At 66.3% G+C, this 15,779-nt stretch carries 15 protein-coding genes; 6 read left to right on the forward strand and 9 right to left on the reverse strand.

Features of this window, described 5'->3' with window-relative positions:
- The first annotated feature begins 70 nt into the window (after positions 1-70).
- Genes folE through ACH0CP_RS11795 form a run of 3 tightly spaced genes read left to right on the forward strand, consistent with a single transcriptional unit; the run spans position 71 to position 1,831 of the window.
- A complete protein-coding gene (gene folE, locus ACH0CP_RS11785; RefSeq protein WP_406889088.1) occupies positions 71-700 on the forward strand; it encodes a GTP cyclohydrolase I FolE in 630 nt (209 codons plus the stop codon).
- A gap of 41 nt (positions 701-741) precedes the next feature.
- Complete coding sequence (locus ACH0CP_RS11790; protein ID WP_406889298.1) at positions 742-1,488, forward strand: SDR family oxidoreductase; 747 nt, start codon at positions 742-744, stop codon at positions 1,486-1,488.
- Positions 1,481-1,831 carry a dihydroneopterin aldolase gene (locus ACH0CP_RS11795; RefSeq protein WP_406889090.1) on the forward strand — a complete coding sequence of 117 codons (351 nt, stop codon included), beginning with the start codon at positions 1,481-1,483 and terminating at the stop codon, positions 1,829-1,831. Before ACH0CP_RS11790 ends, ACH0CP_RS11795 begins: the two co-directional genes overlap by 8 nt.
- A 4-nt stretch (positions 1,832-1,835) precedes the next feature.
- Here the strand turns inward: ACH0CP_RS11795 and ACH0CP_RS11800 are convergent, their stop codons facing one another.
- On the reverse strand, positions 1,836-2,438 hold the full coding sequence (locus ACH0CP_RS11800; RefSeq protein WP_406889093.1) for a hypothetical protein: 603 nt from the start codon (positions 2,436-2,438) through the stop codon (positions 1,836-1,838).
- Positions 2,439-2,686: 248 nt separating this feature from the next.
- Complete coding sequence (leuA, locus tag ACH0CP_RS11805) at positions 2,687-4,345, reverse strand: 2-isopropylmalate synthase (protein ID WP_294441623.1); 1,659 nt, start codon at positions 4,343-4,345, stop codon at positions 2,687-2,689.
- A 265-nt stretch (positions 4,346-4,610) separates the two neighbouring features.
- On the opposite strand from leuA, the gene ACH0CP_RS11810 reads away from it, so the two are divergent.
- Positions 4,611-5,006, forward strand: coding sequence for a BLUF domain-containing protein (locus ACH0CP_RS11810; protein WP_406889094.1), 396 nt, complete (start codon positions 4,611-4,613; stop codon positions 5,004-5,006).
- An 18-nt stretch (positions 5,007-5,024) separates the two neighbouring features.
- Here ACH0CP_RS11810 and ACH0CP_RS11815 read toward each other — a convergent pair whose 3' ends face one another.
- The 6 genes from ACH0CP_RS11815 to miaA all read right to left on the reverse strand — a co-directional run bounded on the left by ACH0CP_RS11815 (position 5,025) and on the right by miaA (position 11,094).
- A complete protein-coding gene (locus ACH0CP_RS11815; RefSeq protein WP_406889096.1) occupies positions 5,025-5,660 on the reverse strand; it encodes a YceI family protein in 636 nt (211 codons plus the stop codon).
- A 90-nt stretch (positions 5,661-5,750) separates the two neighbouring features.
- Positions 5,751-6,464, reverse strand: a complete 714-nt coding sequence (locus tag ACH0CP_RS11820) for a hypothetical protein (protein WP_406889098.1) — start codon at positions 6,462-6,464, stop codon at positions 5,751-5,753.
- 129 nt (positions 6,465-6,593) lie between these two features.
- The gene (ilvC, locus tag ACH0CP_RS11825) at positions 6,594-7,613 is read right to left on the reverse strand and encodes a ketol-acid reductoisomerase (protein WP_406889100.1); all 1,020 of its coding nucleotides are present in this window, start codon (positions 7,611-7,613) and stop codon (positions 6,594-6,596) included.
- Positions 7,614-7,698: 85 nt separating this feature from the next.
- Positions 7,699-8,214 (reverse strand): acetolactate synthase small subunit, encoded by a 516-nt coding sequence (ilvN, locus tag ACH0CP_RS11830; protein WP_046410393.1) that lies wholly within the window; start codon positions 8,212-8,214, stop codon positions 7,699-7,701.
- 129 nt (positions 8,215-8,343) lie between these two features.
- Positions 8,344-10,089, reverse strand: coding sequence for an acetolactate synthase 3 large subunit (locus ACH0CP_RS11835; RefSeq protein ID WP_406889101.1), 1,746 nt, complete (start codon positions 10,087-10,089; stop codon positions 8,344-8,346).
- A 78-nt stretch (positions 10,090-10,167) separates the two neighbouring features.
- The gene (miaA, locus tag ACH0CP_RS11840) at positions 10,168-11,094 is read right to left on the reverse strand and encodes a tRNA (adenosine(37)-N6)-dimethylallyltransferase MiaA (RefSeq protein WP_294441616.1); all 927 of its coding nucleotides are present in this window, start codon (positions 11,092-11,094) and stop codon (positions 10,168-10,170) included.
- Here miaA and serB point away from each other — a divergent pair.
- Positions 11,087-11,968: a phosphoserine phosphatase SerB gene (gene serB / locus ACH0CP_RS11845; RefSeq protein ID WP_406889104.1), complete on the forward strand. Its 882-nt coding sequence runs from the start codon at positions 11,087-11,089 to the stop codon at positions 11,966-11,968. The two genes, miaA and serB, sit on opposite strands and share 8 nt — an antisense overlap.
- A 33-nt stretch (positions 11,969-12,001) precedes the next feature.
- Positions 12,002-13,330: an MFS transporter gene (locus ACH0CP_RS11850; protein ID WP_406889106.1), complete on the forward strand. Its 1,329-nt coding sequence runs from the start codon at positions 12,002-12,004 to the stop codon at positions 13,328-13,330.
- Positions 13,331-13,387: 57 nt separating this feature from the next.
- Here the strand turns inward: ACH0CP_RS11850 and ACH0CP_RS11855 are convergent, their stop codons facing one another.
- Positions 13,388-15,667: a glycoside hydrolase family 3 N-terminal domain-containing protein gene (locus ACH0CP_RS11855; RefSeq protein ID WP_406889108.1), complete on the reverse strand. Its 2,280-nt coding sequence runs from the start codon at positions 15,665-15,667 to the stop codon at positions 13,388-13,390.
- Positions 15,668-15,779: the final 112 nt, after the last annotated feature.

Genomic DNA, 15,779 nt, shown 5'->3' on the forward strand with positions numbered 1-15,779 from the left:
CAGTAGCGAAACCGAACCGATCCTGTCGGCGCGCGGGATCGCTTTGTAGAATAGAGGGTTTGTCTCGGAAATGACTGCAAACGGATCGCCCGAGGATGGGGACCTTATAGGCAGCGACGGAAAGATCGTCGTGCCCGATCACGTTGCCGATGCAATAAAGACGCTGATCAAATGGGCTGGCGACGATCCCGAGCGGGAGGGCCTGATCGACACGCCGAGGCGCGTGGCGCGGGCGTGGAAGGAATATTGTGCGGGCTACGCCGATGATCCGTCGCACCACCTGTCGAGAGTCTTCGAGGAAGTGGGCGGTTACGACGAGATCGTCCTGTTGAGGGACATTCCGTTCCAGTCGCACTGCGAGCATCACATGGCGCCGATCATCGGCCGGGCACACATCGCCTATCTGCCGAAGGACCATGTCGTGGGCATTTCGAAGCTGGCGCGCGTGCTGCACGCCTATGCGCGGCGGCTGCAGGTGCAGGAGCGGCTTACTGCGGAGGTCGCCGACTGCATCTGGAACGGCCTGAAGCCGCAGGGTGTCGCGGTGGTGATCGAGGCGAGCCATGCGTGCATGACGGCGCGCGGCGTGCGCACGCCGGGTGTCTCGATGGTCACCAGCCGGATGATGGGCGTGTTCCGCGATGACGAGCGCAGCCGCAGGGAAGTGCTGGCGCTGATGGATATGCAGGGCCGCGCGTGACGCGGGCCGGCAGCGACGGGACGGCTGGGCTGGACACTGTGATGGTTACCGGCGGCGCCAAGCGGCTCGGCGCGGCGATCGCGCGGGCCTGCGCGGCGGCCGGTGCGCTGGTCGTGGTGCACTACGGCACGTCAGCGGCGGAGGCGGAAGCGCTGGCGGCTGAGATCGGCGGCGTCGCCGTTGGAGGAGACCTGTCGCGGACCGACGAGATCGGTGCGCTGTTCGACCGCGCCATTGCCGCAGCGGAAGGCCCGATCAACGGGCTGGTCAATAGCGCCTCGCTGTTCGAGGAGGATCGGCCCGAGGCGATCGATCCGCAGCTTGCCGCGCGCCTCTATGCGATCAATTGCACGGCGCCCGCGATGCTGGGTGCCGCGCTCGCGGCCCAACCGGGGCTGGAGCAGGGTGCGATCGTCAACCTGCTCGATCAGAAGCTTGCCAATCCCAATCCCGATTTTTTCTCTTACAGCCTGACCAAGTACGCACTTGCCGGCGCGACCGAGATGATGGCGATGGCCTTTGCGCCGCGGGTACGGGTGAATGCCGTTGCGCCCGGCCTGACGCTGCCGAGCGGCGACCAGACCGAAGACGAATTCGATCGGGTCGCGCGCGAGAACCTGTTGCGGCGGCCTGTAGGGCCCGATCAGGTGGCGGCGGCGGTCGTCTACCTCCTCGGGGCGTCGAGCGTCACCGGCCAGACGATCCATGTTGATAGCGGCCAGCGCTTCCTGAAGCGGACCGGCGACGTGATGTTCGAGACGCGGCGGCCGGAGCGGCGCGATGGCTGATTATACCATCATCCTTGATCGCCTGGACGTGCCGATGCGGCTCGGCATCCATCCGCACGAGGCGAAACCGCAGCGTGTTCGCCTGTCGGTGGAGATGGCGGTCAGCTACGCGAGCTCGCCCACTGCCGATGCGATCGAGGAAGTGCTGGACTATGATTTTGTCCGCACGGGTATCCACGATCTGGCGCGTGGGCCCGGCTTTGCGTTGCAGGAGACGCTGGTCGAAGCGGTGGCCGCGCTTTGCCTCTCCGACGCGCGGGTGCGCCAGGTTCGGGTGCGATCGATGAAGCTCGACGTTTATCCAGACGCGCGAGTTGGTTGCGAGATCGTGCGCAGCCGCTGAGCCATCAGACATATTGCTCCGCCGCGCCGACGGTGACGAGCGTTACGCAGAGCAATGCGAGGAACAGCACGTTCCAGCGGCGCGAACGGACGATCATCAGAAGCGCGAACAGAATGAGCGCGAAGATCCCGCCTAGATCGTAGACCATCTCGGCCAGGCTGCTGGTGGCCTCCGCTTCGGATGCGGGCGCTGGATGAAGTTCGCTCAGCGCGATGATACCGATCCAGCTGCAGACATTCGCGGTGAGGAGGCCGCCGACCACCATCCGCTTCTGCCGGTCGTACCAATCGTCGAAGTCGGGCCATTCTTCCGGGGTGTCTGGGAATATGAGCGTGGCGGCGAGATAATAGATGCCGACCATCACCAGCACCGAGACCAACGTGATGTAATTGGCGTCGATCTGCTCACGTGAGTACCAGGCGAGAAGCCAGAAGCTCGACAGGTCAAGCATCGCAACGCAGCCGAGCAATGGTGAAAGCCAGCCGATGCGGACGGCCGCCGTGCCGCGCTTCAACTTCAGCGCGCGGGAGAAGCCGCCGAGCACTTCGGAAATGGCGAGGCCGAGCAGCAGGCCGTAAACCGCAAAGACCAGCTCGAATGGGCTCATCGTCGGTGATCTTTCGCGGCGCCGGATGGCTGAGGGTCACGCGTAATGCTCAGCGCTGGGCCGCTAAGATTATCGCGATGTCAGGCCGCGATTATTTGAAGGGCAGGGATCAGGATCAATATAGCGAACGCCTGAGTCAGCCCGGCGTAGCTCGATATTGTGCCGATGTGAGGCGTTTCGGAGTCGGGCTGCGAGAATTAGGCTCCAGTGACTGGAGGGCAGCGCCATGATGACGCTGCCTCCGAAGGTTACGCGCGATTGGCGGCGCTGAGCACGGCGCGCACGCTGGCGGTGGCGACATCGGTATCGATGCCGACGCCCCAGACGGTGCGGCCGTCCGCAGTGCGGCATTCGACGTAAGCGGCCGCCTGTGCGCCAGCGCCGTGGCCGATCGCGTGCTCGGCATAATCGACCACGTCGAGCGTCGGCCCGGTCGATTCGGCGAGCGCAGCGATCACGCCCGAGATGAGGCCGTTGCCGCGGCCGGAGAGCGAGCGTTCTTCGCCGTCGATCGCGACCCGACCGACGAAGCGGCGATCGCCGACGCTGCCCGTCTCGTCATAATCGCGCAACACGAAGCGATCCTTGTCGCCCGGCAGGTACGTGCGCTCGAATGCGCCCCAAATGTCGGCGGCATTCAATTCGCGGCTCGTCTCGTCGGCCAGCGCCTGGACGTGGCGGCTGAAATCGGCCTGCAGGCGCTTGGGCAGTTTCAGTCCCTTGTCCTGCTCGATCACCCAGGCGACGCCGCCCTTGCCCGACTGCGAGTTGACGCGGATCACTGCCTCATAGCTGCGGCCGAGGTCGGCCGGGTCGATCGGCAGATAAGGGACTTCCCAGAAATCGTCGTTGCGCGCCTGTTGTGCCGCAAAGCCTTTCTTGATCGCGTCCTGGTGGCTGCCGGAAAAGGCGGTGAACACGAGATCGCCGGCGTAAGGCGTACGCGGGTGAACCGGGATGTTGGTGGCATATTCCACCGTCTTCACGATCCCGTCGATATCGCTGAGATCCAGCCGCGGATCGACGCCCTGGGTGTACATGTTGAGCGCCACTGTCACGAGATCGCAATTGCCGGTGCGCTCGCCATTGCCGAGCAGACAGCCCTCGACGCGGTCGGCGCCGGCCATCAGGCCCAGCTCCGCCGCGGCGACGCCGGTGCCGCGATCATTGTGGGTGTGGAGGCTGATCACCACCGCCTCGCGGTTCGGGATGTGGCGGCCGAAATATTCGATCTGATCGGCGTAGACGTTGGGCGTCGCGCATTCGACCGTCGCCGGCAGGTTGAGGATGATCGGGCGCTCGGCGGTCGGCTGAAGCACGTCCATCACCGCGGCGCACACTTCGATGCTGAAATCCACCTCGGCGGTGGAGAACGTCTCGGGGCTGTATTCGAAATGCCAGTCGACGTTAGGCTGCTTGGCCGCCTCGTCCCGCAGCACCTTCGCGCCCTCGATCGCGATCGCCTTCACTTCTTCGCGGCTCATGCCGAACACGATGCGGCGCCATGCGGGGCTGACCGCATTGTAGAGGTGGACGATCGCGGAATGCGCGCCCTGCAGGCTCTGGAAGCTCGTTTCGATCAGGTCGCGGCGCGACTGTGTCAGCACCTGGATCTTCACGTCCTCGGGGATGCGATCCTGCTTGATCAGGCCGGAGATGAAATCGAATTCGGTCGCGCCGGCAGACGGGAAGCCGACCTCGATCTCCTTCAGGCCGACCTTCACCAGCAGATCGAAGAAGCGGGTCTTCTTCTCGGCGTCCATCGGGTCGATCAGCGCCTGGTTGCCGTCGCGAAGGTCGGTCGACAGCCAGCGCGGGGCGCGGGTGATCACCTTGGACGGCCAGGTCCGGTCCGGCATGTTGATGGTCGGGAAGGGGCGGTACTTGGTCGATGGATCGCGCAGCATGGTTGGTCCGCTTCGCTGGAGGGGCGTCTTTTCGTCTCGTCTGGCCCTTAGGCGGATCGCGTGCCGCCCGCTGGGCGCACGTCGCTGGTCGCGCCTAAGGGCGCGTAAGTCGAAGGAGAAGAACGGCGCCCGTGCGGATCATCGACACGGCGGTTGCCGCATAATCGAGCGCATGTCCAGCCTTCAGGAATTTTGACGTTTACGTAAGAAGTTGGCGGTTAGCGCTGGTCCGCGCCGGGGGGCGTGTTCAGCCAAGGGACCCAAGTTGCGCCAGCTTCTCTATATCAGCACTGCCTCCACCGGCGCGTCGATCGAGGTCGGAACGATCCTCGCAACGTCGCAGCGCAACAATCGCCGCGACGGGGTCACCGGGCTGTTGTGGACCGACGGTTACCGCTTCCTCCAGGTTCTGGAAGGCGGTGATGGGGCGGTTCAGGGCGTGTTCGACCGGATCCGCGCTGATCCGCGTCACCGCGCCATCGTGGTGCTGCACGACCGGCCGATCGAGGCGCGCGAGTTCGGCGCGTGGGAGATGGCGCGCCGTGGGCCGACCGACACGGCCGACGATTTCGATGCGCGGATGAACCGGCACCTGGAATCGGCCTCCGCCTCCGTCCGCGGCACGTTCGAAGGGCTGATCGCCGCCCGAAGTGCCACGTAACGGAGGGAGCGCCGCCGCTTACTTCTCGAACGCGGCGGTGATCTTCAGCTTCACCTCGTCCGATACCATCGGGATGCCGTAGCCGATGTTGAACTCGCTGCGGCGGATCGTGGTGTTGGCGGTGAAGCCGACGGTTTCCTTGCCGCCCATCTGCGCCGGCATCTTTCCCGCGCCATAGAATTGCGCGTCGAGCGTCACCGGCTTGGTGACGCCGTTCAGCGTCAGATTGCCGTCGATCTTCGCGTTCTGGCCGCTGGGCGTGACGCGAGTCGACACGAAGCGCGCCGGGGCGGGCGAGGCGCCGAAGAAGTCCGCCGACTTGCCGGCGTCAGCAGGCTTCAGCAGATGCTTGGTGAGCCCGGCGCTGGCAGTCGTGACTTCCGCCACCGGAATCGAGACTTCGACCTTGGACGCGCCGAGGTTCTTCGGATCGAGCGTCAGCGCGCCGGTGATGTTGCCGAACAGCCCGAAGTACGGCGTGAAGCCGAGGTGATCGACGGTCCATTCCACCAGAGTGTGTCCAGCGTCGGCGGTGTAGGTGCCCCCGGTGACCGCGGCAACGTTCTTGGAGCCGGGTGCCGACATCGGCGCCTGCTGCGCGACGACGGCGCCGGTGAACAGGGCGGACAGAAGGAAAGCATGGGCGATGCGCATGTGAAGGACTCCCCGAGGTGATCGTTACGCGACAATCAACCACAACGCTTCGAACGCAGAAAGGTCCGCGTCCGAAACGATCGATTTCATCTATTCTGTGACGCCGACCACAAGATCGAACTTGATGCGCACCCAGGCGCCGATCATCGGGCGGCCGTTGACGCGCGGCGGGCGGACCAGGAACTGCCACGAGGCCTGGCGCAAGCCGCGCGCGATGCCGGAACCGGGGCTCTCGCCGATCTCGCGGCAATCCTCCACGTGATTGCGCTCAATTGTGCGGCAGGCAATCATGCCCCAGCCGGTCTGCGCGCGCTGCGGCAGATAGGTGACGAGCTCCGCGCGGGTCGGTTCGCGCACCCATTCCGCGTTGTAGAGCGTCTCGCCGTTCGGCCCGCCGCCACCGCCTCCGCCGCCCCCTGGTTCGGCGCGCGCGGTCTCCGTCCCAGCGCCCGGCTCCGCACTTGCCTTGGGGAAGCGGCCGATATTGGACGCGGCGAAGTCTGCGCGGGAGAGGTTGATCACGCCGGGCAGTTCGATCGGGGGTGGCGGCAGGGGCGGGGGAGGCGGCGCGGTGCGCTGCGGTTCCGAGCGGCGCGGCGTGGTTGCAGCCCGCGCTTCTTGGCGCTGGGCGGGAGGGGCCTTTGGCCCGGGCGGGGCGACATCAAAGGTGGATAGCGCGCGCCCGCCGCCTGGCGGGGGGAAGCTCATCGCGCCCATCCGCAGCAGGACGAGGATGAGCAATGCGGCGAGGCCGAGCGCGATGGCCGAGGACGCGAGCCGGCTGCGCCAGGACGGGCGGGCCAAATACGTCGCATGAGTGTGAGACGCCGGCCGCATCGAAGGCGCGCCTAGCCGTTCAGTGGCGCGCCGACAATTGCCGAAGGTAATGCAACGCGCCCGGGAAGCGACCGAGCCTCCCGGGCGCCGAAAGGATTAGTTCTTTTCCTTGTCGACCAGCTTGTTCGCGCCGATCCAAGGCATCATCGCGCGCAGGTTGCTGCCGACCTGTTCGATCGGATGCGCGGCGGCCGCCTTGCGCGCCGCCTTCAGTTCCGGCTGGCCGGCGCGGTTGTCGAGCACGAAGTTCTTCACGAAGCGGCCCGACTGGATGTCGGCGAGGACGCGCTTCATTTCCTTCTTCGTCTCGTCCGTGATGATCCGCGGGCCGGTGGTGATGTCGCCATATTCGGCCGTGTTGCTGATCGAATAGCGCATGTTGGCGATGCCGCCCTCGTACAGCAGGTCGACGATCAGCTTGGTCTCGTGGAGGCACTCGAAATAGGCCATTTCGGGGGCGTAGCCGGCCTCGACCAGCGTTTCGAACCCGGCCTGGATCAGGTGGGTGATGCCGCCGCACAGCACGGCCTGCTCGCCGAACAGGTCGGTCTCGCACTCTTCCTTGAAGTTCGTCTCGATGATGCCCGAGCGGCCGCCGCCGACGCCGCTGGCATAAGCGAGCGCGATGTCGTGCGCGTTGCCGCTCGCGTCCTGATGGATCGCGATGAGGCAGGGGACGCCGCCGCCCTTGACGTATTCGCTGCGCACCGTGTGGCCCGGGCCCTTGGGCGCGATCATGATGACGTCGATGTCGGCGGGTGCCTCGATCAGGCCGAAGTGGATGTTGAGGCCGTGCGCGAAGGCGAGCGCGCTGCCGGGCTTCATATTGCCCTTCAGGTCATTCTCCCAGATCGCCGCCTGATGCTCGTCCGGCGCCAGGATCATGAGGATGTCGGCCCAGCCGGCGGCTTCCTTGTTCGACAGCACCTTGAAACCGGCGGCCTCGACCTTCTTCGCGGTCGCGGAGCCTTCACGGAGCGCGATCGCCACGTCCTTGACCCCGCTGTCGCGCAGGTTCTGCGCATGGGCATGGCCCTGCGAGCCATAGCCGACGATGGCGATCTTCTTGGAAGAGATCAGGTTCAGGTCAGCGTCGCGATCGTAATAGACACGCATTTATAGATACTCCTTTGCTCGTGCGTCCCGGCGTCAGGTCCGGGGCCCGGCGGGCGGCCGGGCGAAACGGTTGGTTGGTGAAAAGTCAGGCGGCCTCGTTGCCGCGGCCGATCGCGACGATGCCGGTGCGGGCGACCTCGATCAGGCCGACCTCGCTCATCAGCTCGACGAACTTGTCGATCTTCTCGATCCCGCCGGTCACTTCGAACACGAAGCTGGAGGTGGTCGCATCGACCACGCGCGCGCGATAGACGTCGGCGAGGCGAAGCGCCTCGATCCGGTGGTCGCCCACGCCGCGTACCTTCACCAGCGCCAGCTCGCGTTCGACATGCGCGCCCTCGGCGGTGAGATCGCGCACCTTGTGGACCGGCACCAGCCGGTCGAGCTGCGCCACGATCTGCTCCAGCATCGGCTTGCTGGCCGAGGTGACGATGGTGATGCGACTGACCGCCTTGTCGGCGGTGATCTCGCTCACCGTCAGGCTTTCGATATTATAGCCGCGTGCGGTGAAGAGGCCGGCGATCCGCGCCAGGATGCCCGGTTCGTTGTCGACGATGACGGCGAGCGTATGGCGCTCCGCAGTTTCGGATTTGATGTGCACTGCTTCTTCCTTCTCCCCTCCCGCTTGGGTCCCATCAAAGCACTACTTTGATGGGAGCCCGATGGGAGGGGGCGGGGGAGGGATGTCTTCGGGTGGTGAAGGTGCCCGCGGGGAGGACCTTCCTGTGGCTCAGACCAGCGCCTTGGCCTCGTCGTCCATGGTGCCCGACACTTCGTTCGCCTGCAGGATCATGTCCGTATGGGCGGCGCCGCTCGGGATCATGGGGAAGCAGTTGGCGAGCTTCGCCACCATGCAATCCACCATCACCGGGCCGTCATGTGCGAGCATGTCTGCAATGCCCCGATCGAGTTGGTCTGGATGCTCGATGCGGATCCCCTTCCAGCCATAAGCCTCGGCAAGCTTCACGAAATCGGGCAGCGAATCCGAATAGCTTTCGGCGTAGCGGCTCTCATAGGTGAGTTCCTGCCACTGGCGGACCATCCCCATATATTCGTTGTTGAGGATGAAGATCTTCACCGGCAAACGGTATTGCGTCGCTGTCGCCAGTTCCTGGATGTTCATCTGGATCGAGGCCTCGCCGGCGATGTCAATGACGAGCGCGTTGGGATTGCCGAGCTGCGCACCGATCGCGGCCGGCAGGCCATAGCCCATCGTGCCGAGGCCGCCGGACGTCAGCCACTTGTTCGGCTTTTCGAACCCGAAATGCTGCGCAGCCCACATCTGATGCTGGCCGACCTCGGTGGTGACGATCGGATCGCGCGCATGGGTTGCCTCCCACAATGCGCGGATCGCGCGCTGCGGCATGATGACCTCATCGTCCTTCGGGAAGTTGAGGCACTGAACCGCGCGCCAGCCCTCGATGCGGCGCCACCATTCGCCCGTGTCGGGCTTCGGGTGCTGCCGCGCCTTCCAGATGCGGACCATGTCCTCCATCGCGTGGCCAGCATCCGCGACGATGCCGAGATCGATCCGTACCGTCTTGTTGATGCTCGACCGGTCGACGTCGATGTGCACCTTGCGGCTGTTGGGCGAGAAGGCATCGAGACGCCCGGTGACGCGGTCGTCAAACCGCGCCCCGATCGCGACGATCAGGTCCGCCTGGTTCATCGCCATGTTCGCCTCATAGGTGCCGTGCATGCCCAGCATGCCCAGGAACTGCGGCGAGGTGGCGGGGTAGGCGCCGAGGCCCATCAGCGTCGAGGTGACGGGCGCGCCGGTGATCCGCGCGAGCTCCTTGAGCAGCTGCGACGCGCCGGGCCCGGAGTTGATGACGCCGCCGCCGGTATAGAGGATCGGGCGCTCGGCCGCGGCGAGCATGTCGACGACCTGCTCGATCTCGCTGCGCTCTGCCTTCACCGCCGGACGGTACGTCTTGTGCTGGATCGGACCGGGCCTGGTGTAGCGCGCGGTCGCGACCTGGACGTCCTTCGGGATATCGACGACGACCGGGCCCGGGCGGCCAGAGGTGGCGATATGGAACGCCTCATGGATCACGTCGCCTAGGCGCGCGGGATCCTTCACCAGATAATTGTGCTTCGTACAGTGGCGCGTGATGCCGACGGTATCGGCCTCTTGGAAAGCGTCAGAGCCGATCAGCGTCGTCGGCACCTGACCGGTGATGACGACCATCGGGATCGAATCGAGCAGCGCATCGGTGATGCCCGTGACGGCGTTCGTCGCCCCGGGGCCGGAGGTGACGAGCACCACGCCCGGCTTGCCGGTGGAGCGGGCATAGCCTTCCGCCGCATGGGTCGCTGCCTGCTCGTGCCGTACCAGGATGTGGCGAATACGCTTCGAACGGAAGAGGGCGTCGTAAATCGGAAGGACGGCACCGCCAGGATAGCCGAAGATGACGTCCACGCCGAGATCGCACAGCGCCTCGACCAGGATGTCTGCTCCGCTCTTCTCAGTCACGTCCAATTCCCTTCTGTCGTTACAGGACGGTGTTTAGCCGTCCGCGGCAGGGCCGGCTACGGCACCAAAAATTACGTGTCAACGCCAAAGTTTGAAATAATATTCCAATCTTTGCATCGGCAACTCTGTAATACGTGGCCAACCACGCGGCGGCTGGTGCCGAAACCAGGTATATTGGCGCTTGGCGTAGCGCCGCGTGGCGGCGCGCGCCTGCTCCAACGCGGTGGCGCGATCGATCGCCCCCTCGAGCATGGCGGCGATCTCCGGCACCCCGATCGCGCGCCGGATCGGCGCGTCGGCCGGCACGTCACCGCGCGCGAGCAGCGCCTCGACTTCCTCGACCGCGCCGCCATCGAACATCTCCGCAAGCCGCGCATCGACCCGCTCGTTCAGCGTCTCGCGCTCCGGCAGCACGATGAGCGGTGACAGGTCGACCTGGTCGCCGATCCCGCCGGCGCGCGCATCCTGCCATGCGCTGAGCGGGCGCCCGGTCGACCGGATCACCTCAAGCGCGCGCGCGACGCGGCTGGTGTCGGCCGGCGCCAATCGCTGTGCCGCGGGCGGATCGGCGAGCGCCAGCGCGGCATGCGCCTCGGCAACCGGCATGGCGCGCACGTCTTCCCGGATCGCGGGATCGATCGGGGGCACAGGCGCGATCCCTTCGATGAGGGTACGGATGTAGAGCCCCGTGCCGCCGGTGAGGATCGGCAGTCGGCCTTCCGTGATGATGGCGCAGATTGCGGCGCGCGCATCGGCTGCCCAGCTGGCGGCGGAACAGGCGACCGCGCCATCGACATAGCCGTAGAGCCGGTGTTCGGCGCGGGCCTCGTCCGCCGCGCTCGGCCGCGCGCTGATCACCCGAAGATCACGGTAGACCTGGCTCGCGTCGGCGTTGACGATCACGCCATTCGTCCGCTCCGCCAGTTCGAGCGCCAGCGACGACTTGCCGCTGGCGGTCGGCCCTGCGATGAGCGCCAGCTTCGGAAAGGGACCAGTCTTGTTCACCGCAACGCTGATAGCAGCCGGGCGCTTGTCGCCCCAGACCTTGTCGGACGCGCGCGATCGGCTCGCCGCAACTGGGTGTGCGCCCACCACGACGGGCTGGCTCGACGAGGGGGACGCGGCCGACATCGTGTTCGGCTTCGCCCCGGATGTCGCGCGGCAGACGCTGGAATGCACCTACGACGGCGTCGATGTCGTGGTGCAGCCGATGGCGGGGCGCGAGAAGCGCCTGCTGGTGGCCGACATGGACTCCACCATGATCACCGTCGAGTGTATCGACGAACTGGCGGACTATGCCGGGATCAAGCCGCAGATCGCAGCGATCACCGAAGCGGCGATGCGCGGCGAGCTGGATTTCGCGGCCGCTCTGGACGCGCGCGTGGCGCTGCTGAAGGATCTCGATGCCGGAGCGATCGATCGATGCCGGAACGAGCGGGTGCGGCTGATGCCGGGCGCGGTGACGCTGGTGCGCACCATGCGCGGTCGCGGCGCCACCGCGATCCTGGTGTCGGGCGGGTTCACGGCCTTTGCCGAGCCGGTGGCCCAGGAGATCGGCTTCCACCGCGCCATCGCCAACCGGCTGGAACTCGCCGACGGCCGGCTGACCGGCACCGTTGGCAAGCCGATCGTCGATTCCTCGACCAAGGAGCGCACCTTGCGCGAAGCGCGCGCCGAACTGCTGTTGGCGGACGATGCGACACTGGCGGTGGGCGACGGGGCGAACGACCTCGCCATGATCAACATCGCCGGCCTTGGCGTGGCATATCGCGCGAAGCCGATCGTGGCGCAGGCCGCAGCGGCGCGGATCGATCATAATGATCTCACCGCATTGCTCTGGGCGCAGGGCATTGCGCGCAAGGACTGGCTCGGCGCCTGATCAGGCACCGAGCGCATCCGGTCGCGATCAGCGATGAGCGCGCCTCGCCCTTCTTTCCTCCGCCTCGCCGCCTTCGCCGGCGGGGACTTCGCGTTCAATCTCTACTGGCAGAGCGTCATGCTCTACCTGCTGTTCTATTATACCGACGCGCTTCAGCTCGACATCGGGCTGGCCGCGACCGTCTATCTGGCGGCGTCGGTGTGGGACGGGGTGGTGAGCTTCCTGGTCGGGATCGCGGCCGACCGGCGCGGCTCCGCGCGGCGCTTTCGACTGGCGCTGACGATCGGGGCCGTGCCGCTGGGGCTGGCGTTTGCCATCGCGTACATGCCGCCGCCGGTGGCGGGCGTTACCGGGTTCGCCTTCATACTCGTCGGCCACATCCTGTTCCGTACCGCTTACGCGCTGGTCAACGTGCCCTATCTTGCCATGTCAGCGCGGGTGAGCGCCGACAGCGCGGACCGCTCGCTCGTCGCCGGTTTGCGAATGCTGGCGGGCACGGCGGCGGCAGTGGTGGTCGCAATGGGCACGGTGCCGATCGGTGGCTGGCTGAACGGCGCTGAGGGGCCGCGCGCGTTCCTCGACGCGGCGCTGCTGTTCGCGTTCATCGCCACCGTGATCCTGATCGCGGTGGGCGCCACCTTCCGCGACGCGGCGCCGCCCGCGCCGGTGGAGCGGCTTTCGGTTTCCGCCTGTGTCGCCAGCCTCGTGCGCAACCGCGCCTTCGTCACGCTAAGCGCGGCGATGATGGCGATGATCGTCGCCGCGACGATCCTCAACAAATCGGTGCTGTATTACTTCAAATATGTCGGCGGGGACGAAGCCGCCGGGCAATTGACGCTAGCCGCGATGATGACGGTGAGCGGGGCGGCGGTGCCGGTGTGGATGCTCGTCGCCCGGCACACGGGCTCGCGCGCCTTATGGTTTGTCGCCACCGGCCTGTGCGCGGTGCTGTTGGCGCTTTTCGCCGCGACTGACGTGGCGCGCGCCGGGCTGACGCAGGCGTTGCTCGTGGCGCTGCAGGCGTCGATCGTCGGACTGCATTTCGCTTTTTGGGCGCTGCTGCCGGACACGGTGGAATATGGCCAGCGCGTCACTGGCGTCCGCGTCGAGGGGACGGTGTTTGGCGTCGCTGCGCTGCTCCAGCGGATCGCGATCGGCATGGCGACCGCGATCCTGGGCTGGAGCTTCGAGGGGGCGGGCTACATCCCCAATGTGGCGCAGAGCGAAGCCACGCTGGCGGGCATGCGCCTGTCGATCGCGCTGATCCCGCTCGCCTTCTTCTGCCTGTCGGCGTGGCTGATGTGGCTGAACCCGCTGTCGCGTGGGGCGCATGACCGGATCGTACGCGAGCTGGCGAATTAGCTTCTTGTCACCCCGGGAACGCGCCCGGGGTGACGATGTTCAGGTCAGGGGATCAGATCAGGCCTTCACCAGATCGAACGTGCCATGGACCCCGTCGGCCTGGGCGGAAGGTGCGATCCACAGATCAAAGGTGCCCGGCTCCACGGTCGGCTTCAGGTCCAGCCCGATAAACTCGAGGTCCGCGCGGCGCAGCGTGAACGTAACCTTTTTACTCGCACCCGGTGCCAGTGCGATCTTGCGGAACGCCTTCAGCTCACGCACCGGTCGCGTGACGCTGCCCACCCGGTCGCGGATGTAGAGCTGCACCACCTCTTCCGCCGCACGCTTGCCCGTGTTGGCAACGGTGGCGGAGACGGTGAGCGTGCCGTCCCAGCCCATCGACTGCGGCAGCTCGAGCCCGCGATACTCGATCACGCCATAGGTGAGGCCGTGGCCGAAGGGGTAAAGCGCGGTGTTGGTGGTCGTGCGATACCGCGCGCGATACGGCTCGGTCAGATTCGGCGCCGGCCGCCCGGTCGCCTTGTGGTCGTAGTAATAAGGCGACTGCCCCGAATCATGCGGGAAGCTGACCGGCAGGCGGCCCGACGGGCTGTATGCCCCGAACAGGACGTCGGCGATGCCGTTGCCCGATTCCGAACCGAGGAACCAGGTGACGAGGATCGCCGGCGCGTCCTTGACGGCACCCTCCAGTGCAAGCCCACGGCCGTTTTTCAGCACCACGACCATCGGCTTGCCGGTCTTCGCCACGGCCTCGGCCAGCGCCTGTTGCGGTGCCGGCACGACGATCTCGGTGCGTGACTGTGCCTCGCCCGACATGTTCTCGGATTCGCCGATCGCGAGCAGCACGACGTCAGCGGCATTCGCGGCGGCGACGGCGGCCTCGATCCCGCCGGGCAGCGGCTCTTCCACCTTGGAGCCGAGCGTTACCGTCACGTTGCTCGTACCAGCGGCCGCGCGCACACCCTCGGCGAGGTCGACTGCCTGGGCATTGTCGCCATAGACCACCCACGGACCGTTCAGGTCATGCTTGCCTTCCGCGAACGGGCCGATGATCGCGATCTTGCGGCCGGTGCGGGGCAGGGGCAGCAGATCGCCGTCGTTCTTCAACAGCACGATCGACTTGCGCGCAGCTTCTCGCGAAACGGCGAGATTCGCTTTGGTGCGGGTGCGCGCCTTTTCGCGCTTCGGATCGATGCGGCGGAACGGGTCATCGAACAGGCCGAGCGCGTGCTTCACGGCGAGCACGCGGCGGACGGAACGGTCGAGCCGCTCCTCCGGCACGTCGCCATCACGAACGAGCGCGGGGAGATGCAGGAAGTAATTGTTGCTCTGCATCGACATGTCGACGCCGGCGAGGAAGGCGATACGCGTCGCGTCACGCGAATCCTTGGCAAAGCCGTGCGCGATCATTTCCTCATCGCCGGTGTAGTCGCCCACGACGAAGCCCTTGAAGCCCCACTCGCCGCGCAGCAGCGTGTCGAGCAGCCACGGATTGCCGTGCGCCGGCACCCCCGAAATCTCGTTGAACGATGCCATCGCGGAAAGCGCGCCAGCATCGAACCCGGCCTTGTACGGCGGCAGATATACCTCGCGCAGCGTGCGCTCTGAAACGTCGACCGTGTTGTAGTCGAGGCCGCCTTCCGCCGCGCCATAAGCAGCGAAATGCTTGACGCAGGCCATCATCGCGTTGTTCGCCTTCAGGTCCCGCCCCTGGAAGCCGCGGACGCGCGCGGCGGCGAAGAGTTCACCCAGGCGCACGTCCTCGCCAGCGCCCTCCATCGTCCGGCCCCAGCGCTGGTCGCGAGCGACGTCCACCATCGGGAAGAACGTCCAGTCGATGCCGGCGCCCGCAGCTTCGGATGCGGCGACGCGCGCCGTCCGCTCGGCCAGGTCAGGCTCAAAGCTCGCCGCTTCGCCCACCGGCACAGGGAAGATCGTGCGATGGCCGTGAATCACGTCGGCCGCGAAGATCAGCGGGATCTTGAGGCGCGATTCGCGCATCACGGCGCTTTGCATCCGGCGCGCCATGGCGGCGCCATTGCCGTTGAACACGCCCGTCAGCTTGCCGGCGACCGCGTCTGCCAATTGGCCATCGAAGCTGGGGCCGGAGGACGGGGGATTCAGGGTGGTCGCGACACCGCCACTCCACGCAGCGGCCATCAGATTGAGCTGGCCCGCCTTTTCCTCCAGCGTCATCTTCGCAATCAGCGCATCGACCGATGCCGGCACGTCCAGCTCGGCTGCCTGCAGCAGTGCTCGCGCCGGGCTTGCCGCCCAGGCCATGATCGCGCTTGCGCCAGCCAGTGCGGCACGCCGCGAGATGCGAAGATCAGACATAACCCTCCTTCTTCAGCCGTCGAACCAGGCGTCCGCGACCATGATAACGTTCTCAATAACTTGCGTCGCGGAATTGCCGTTGACGCCCCTGTAACCGGTTACGTAGACGGCG

This window comes from Sphingomonas sp. 179-I 2A4 NHS, from assembly GCF_045369135.1.
GTDB lineage: Bacteria > Pseudomonadota > Alphaproteobacteria > Sphingomonadales > Sphingomonadaceae > Sphingomonas.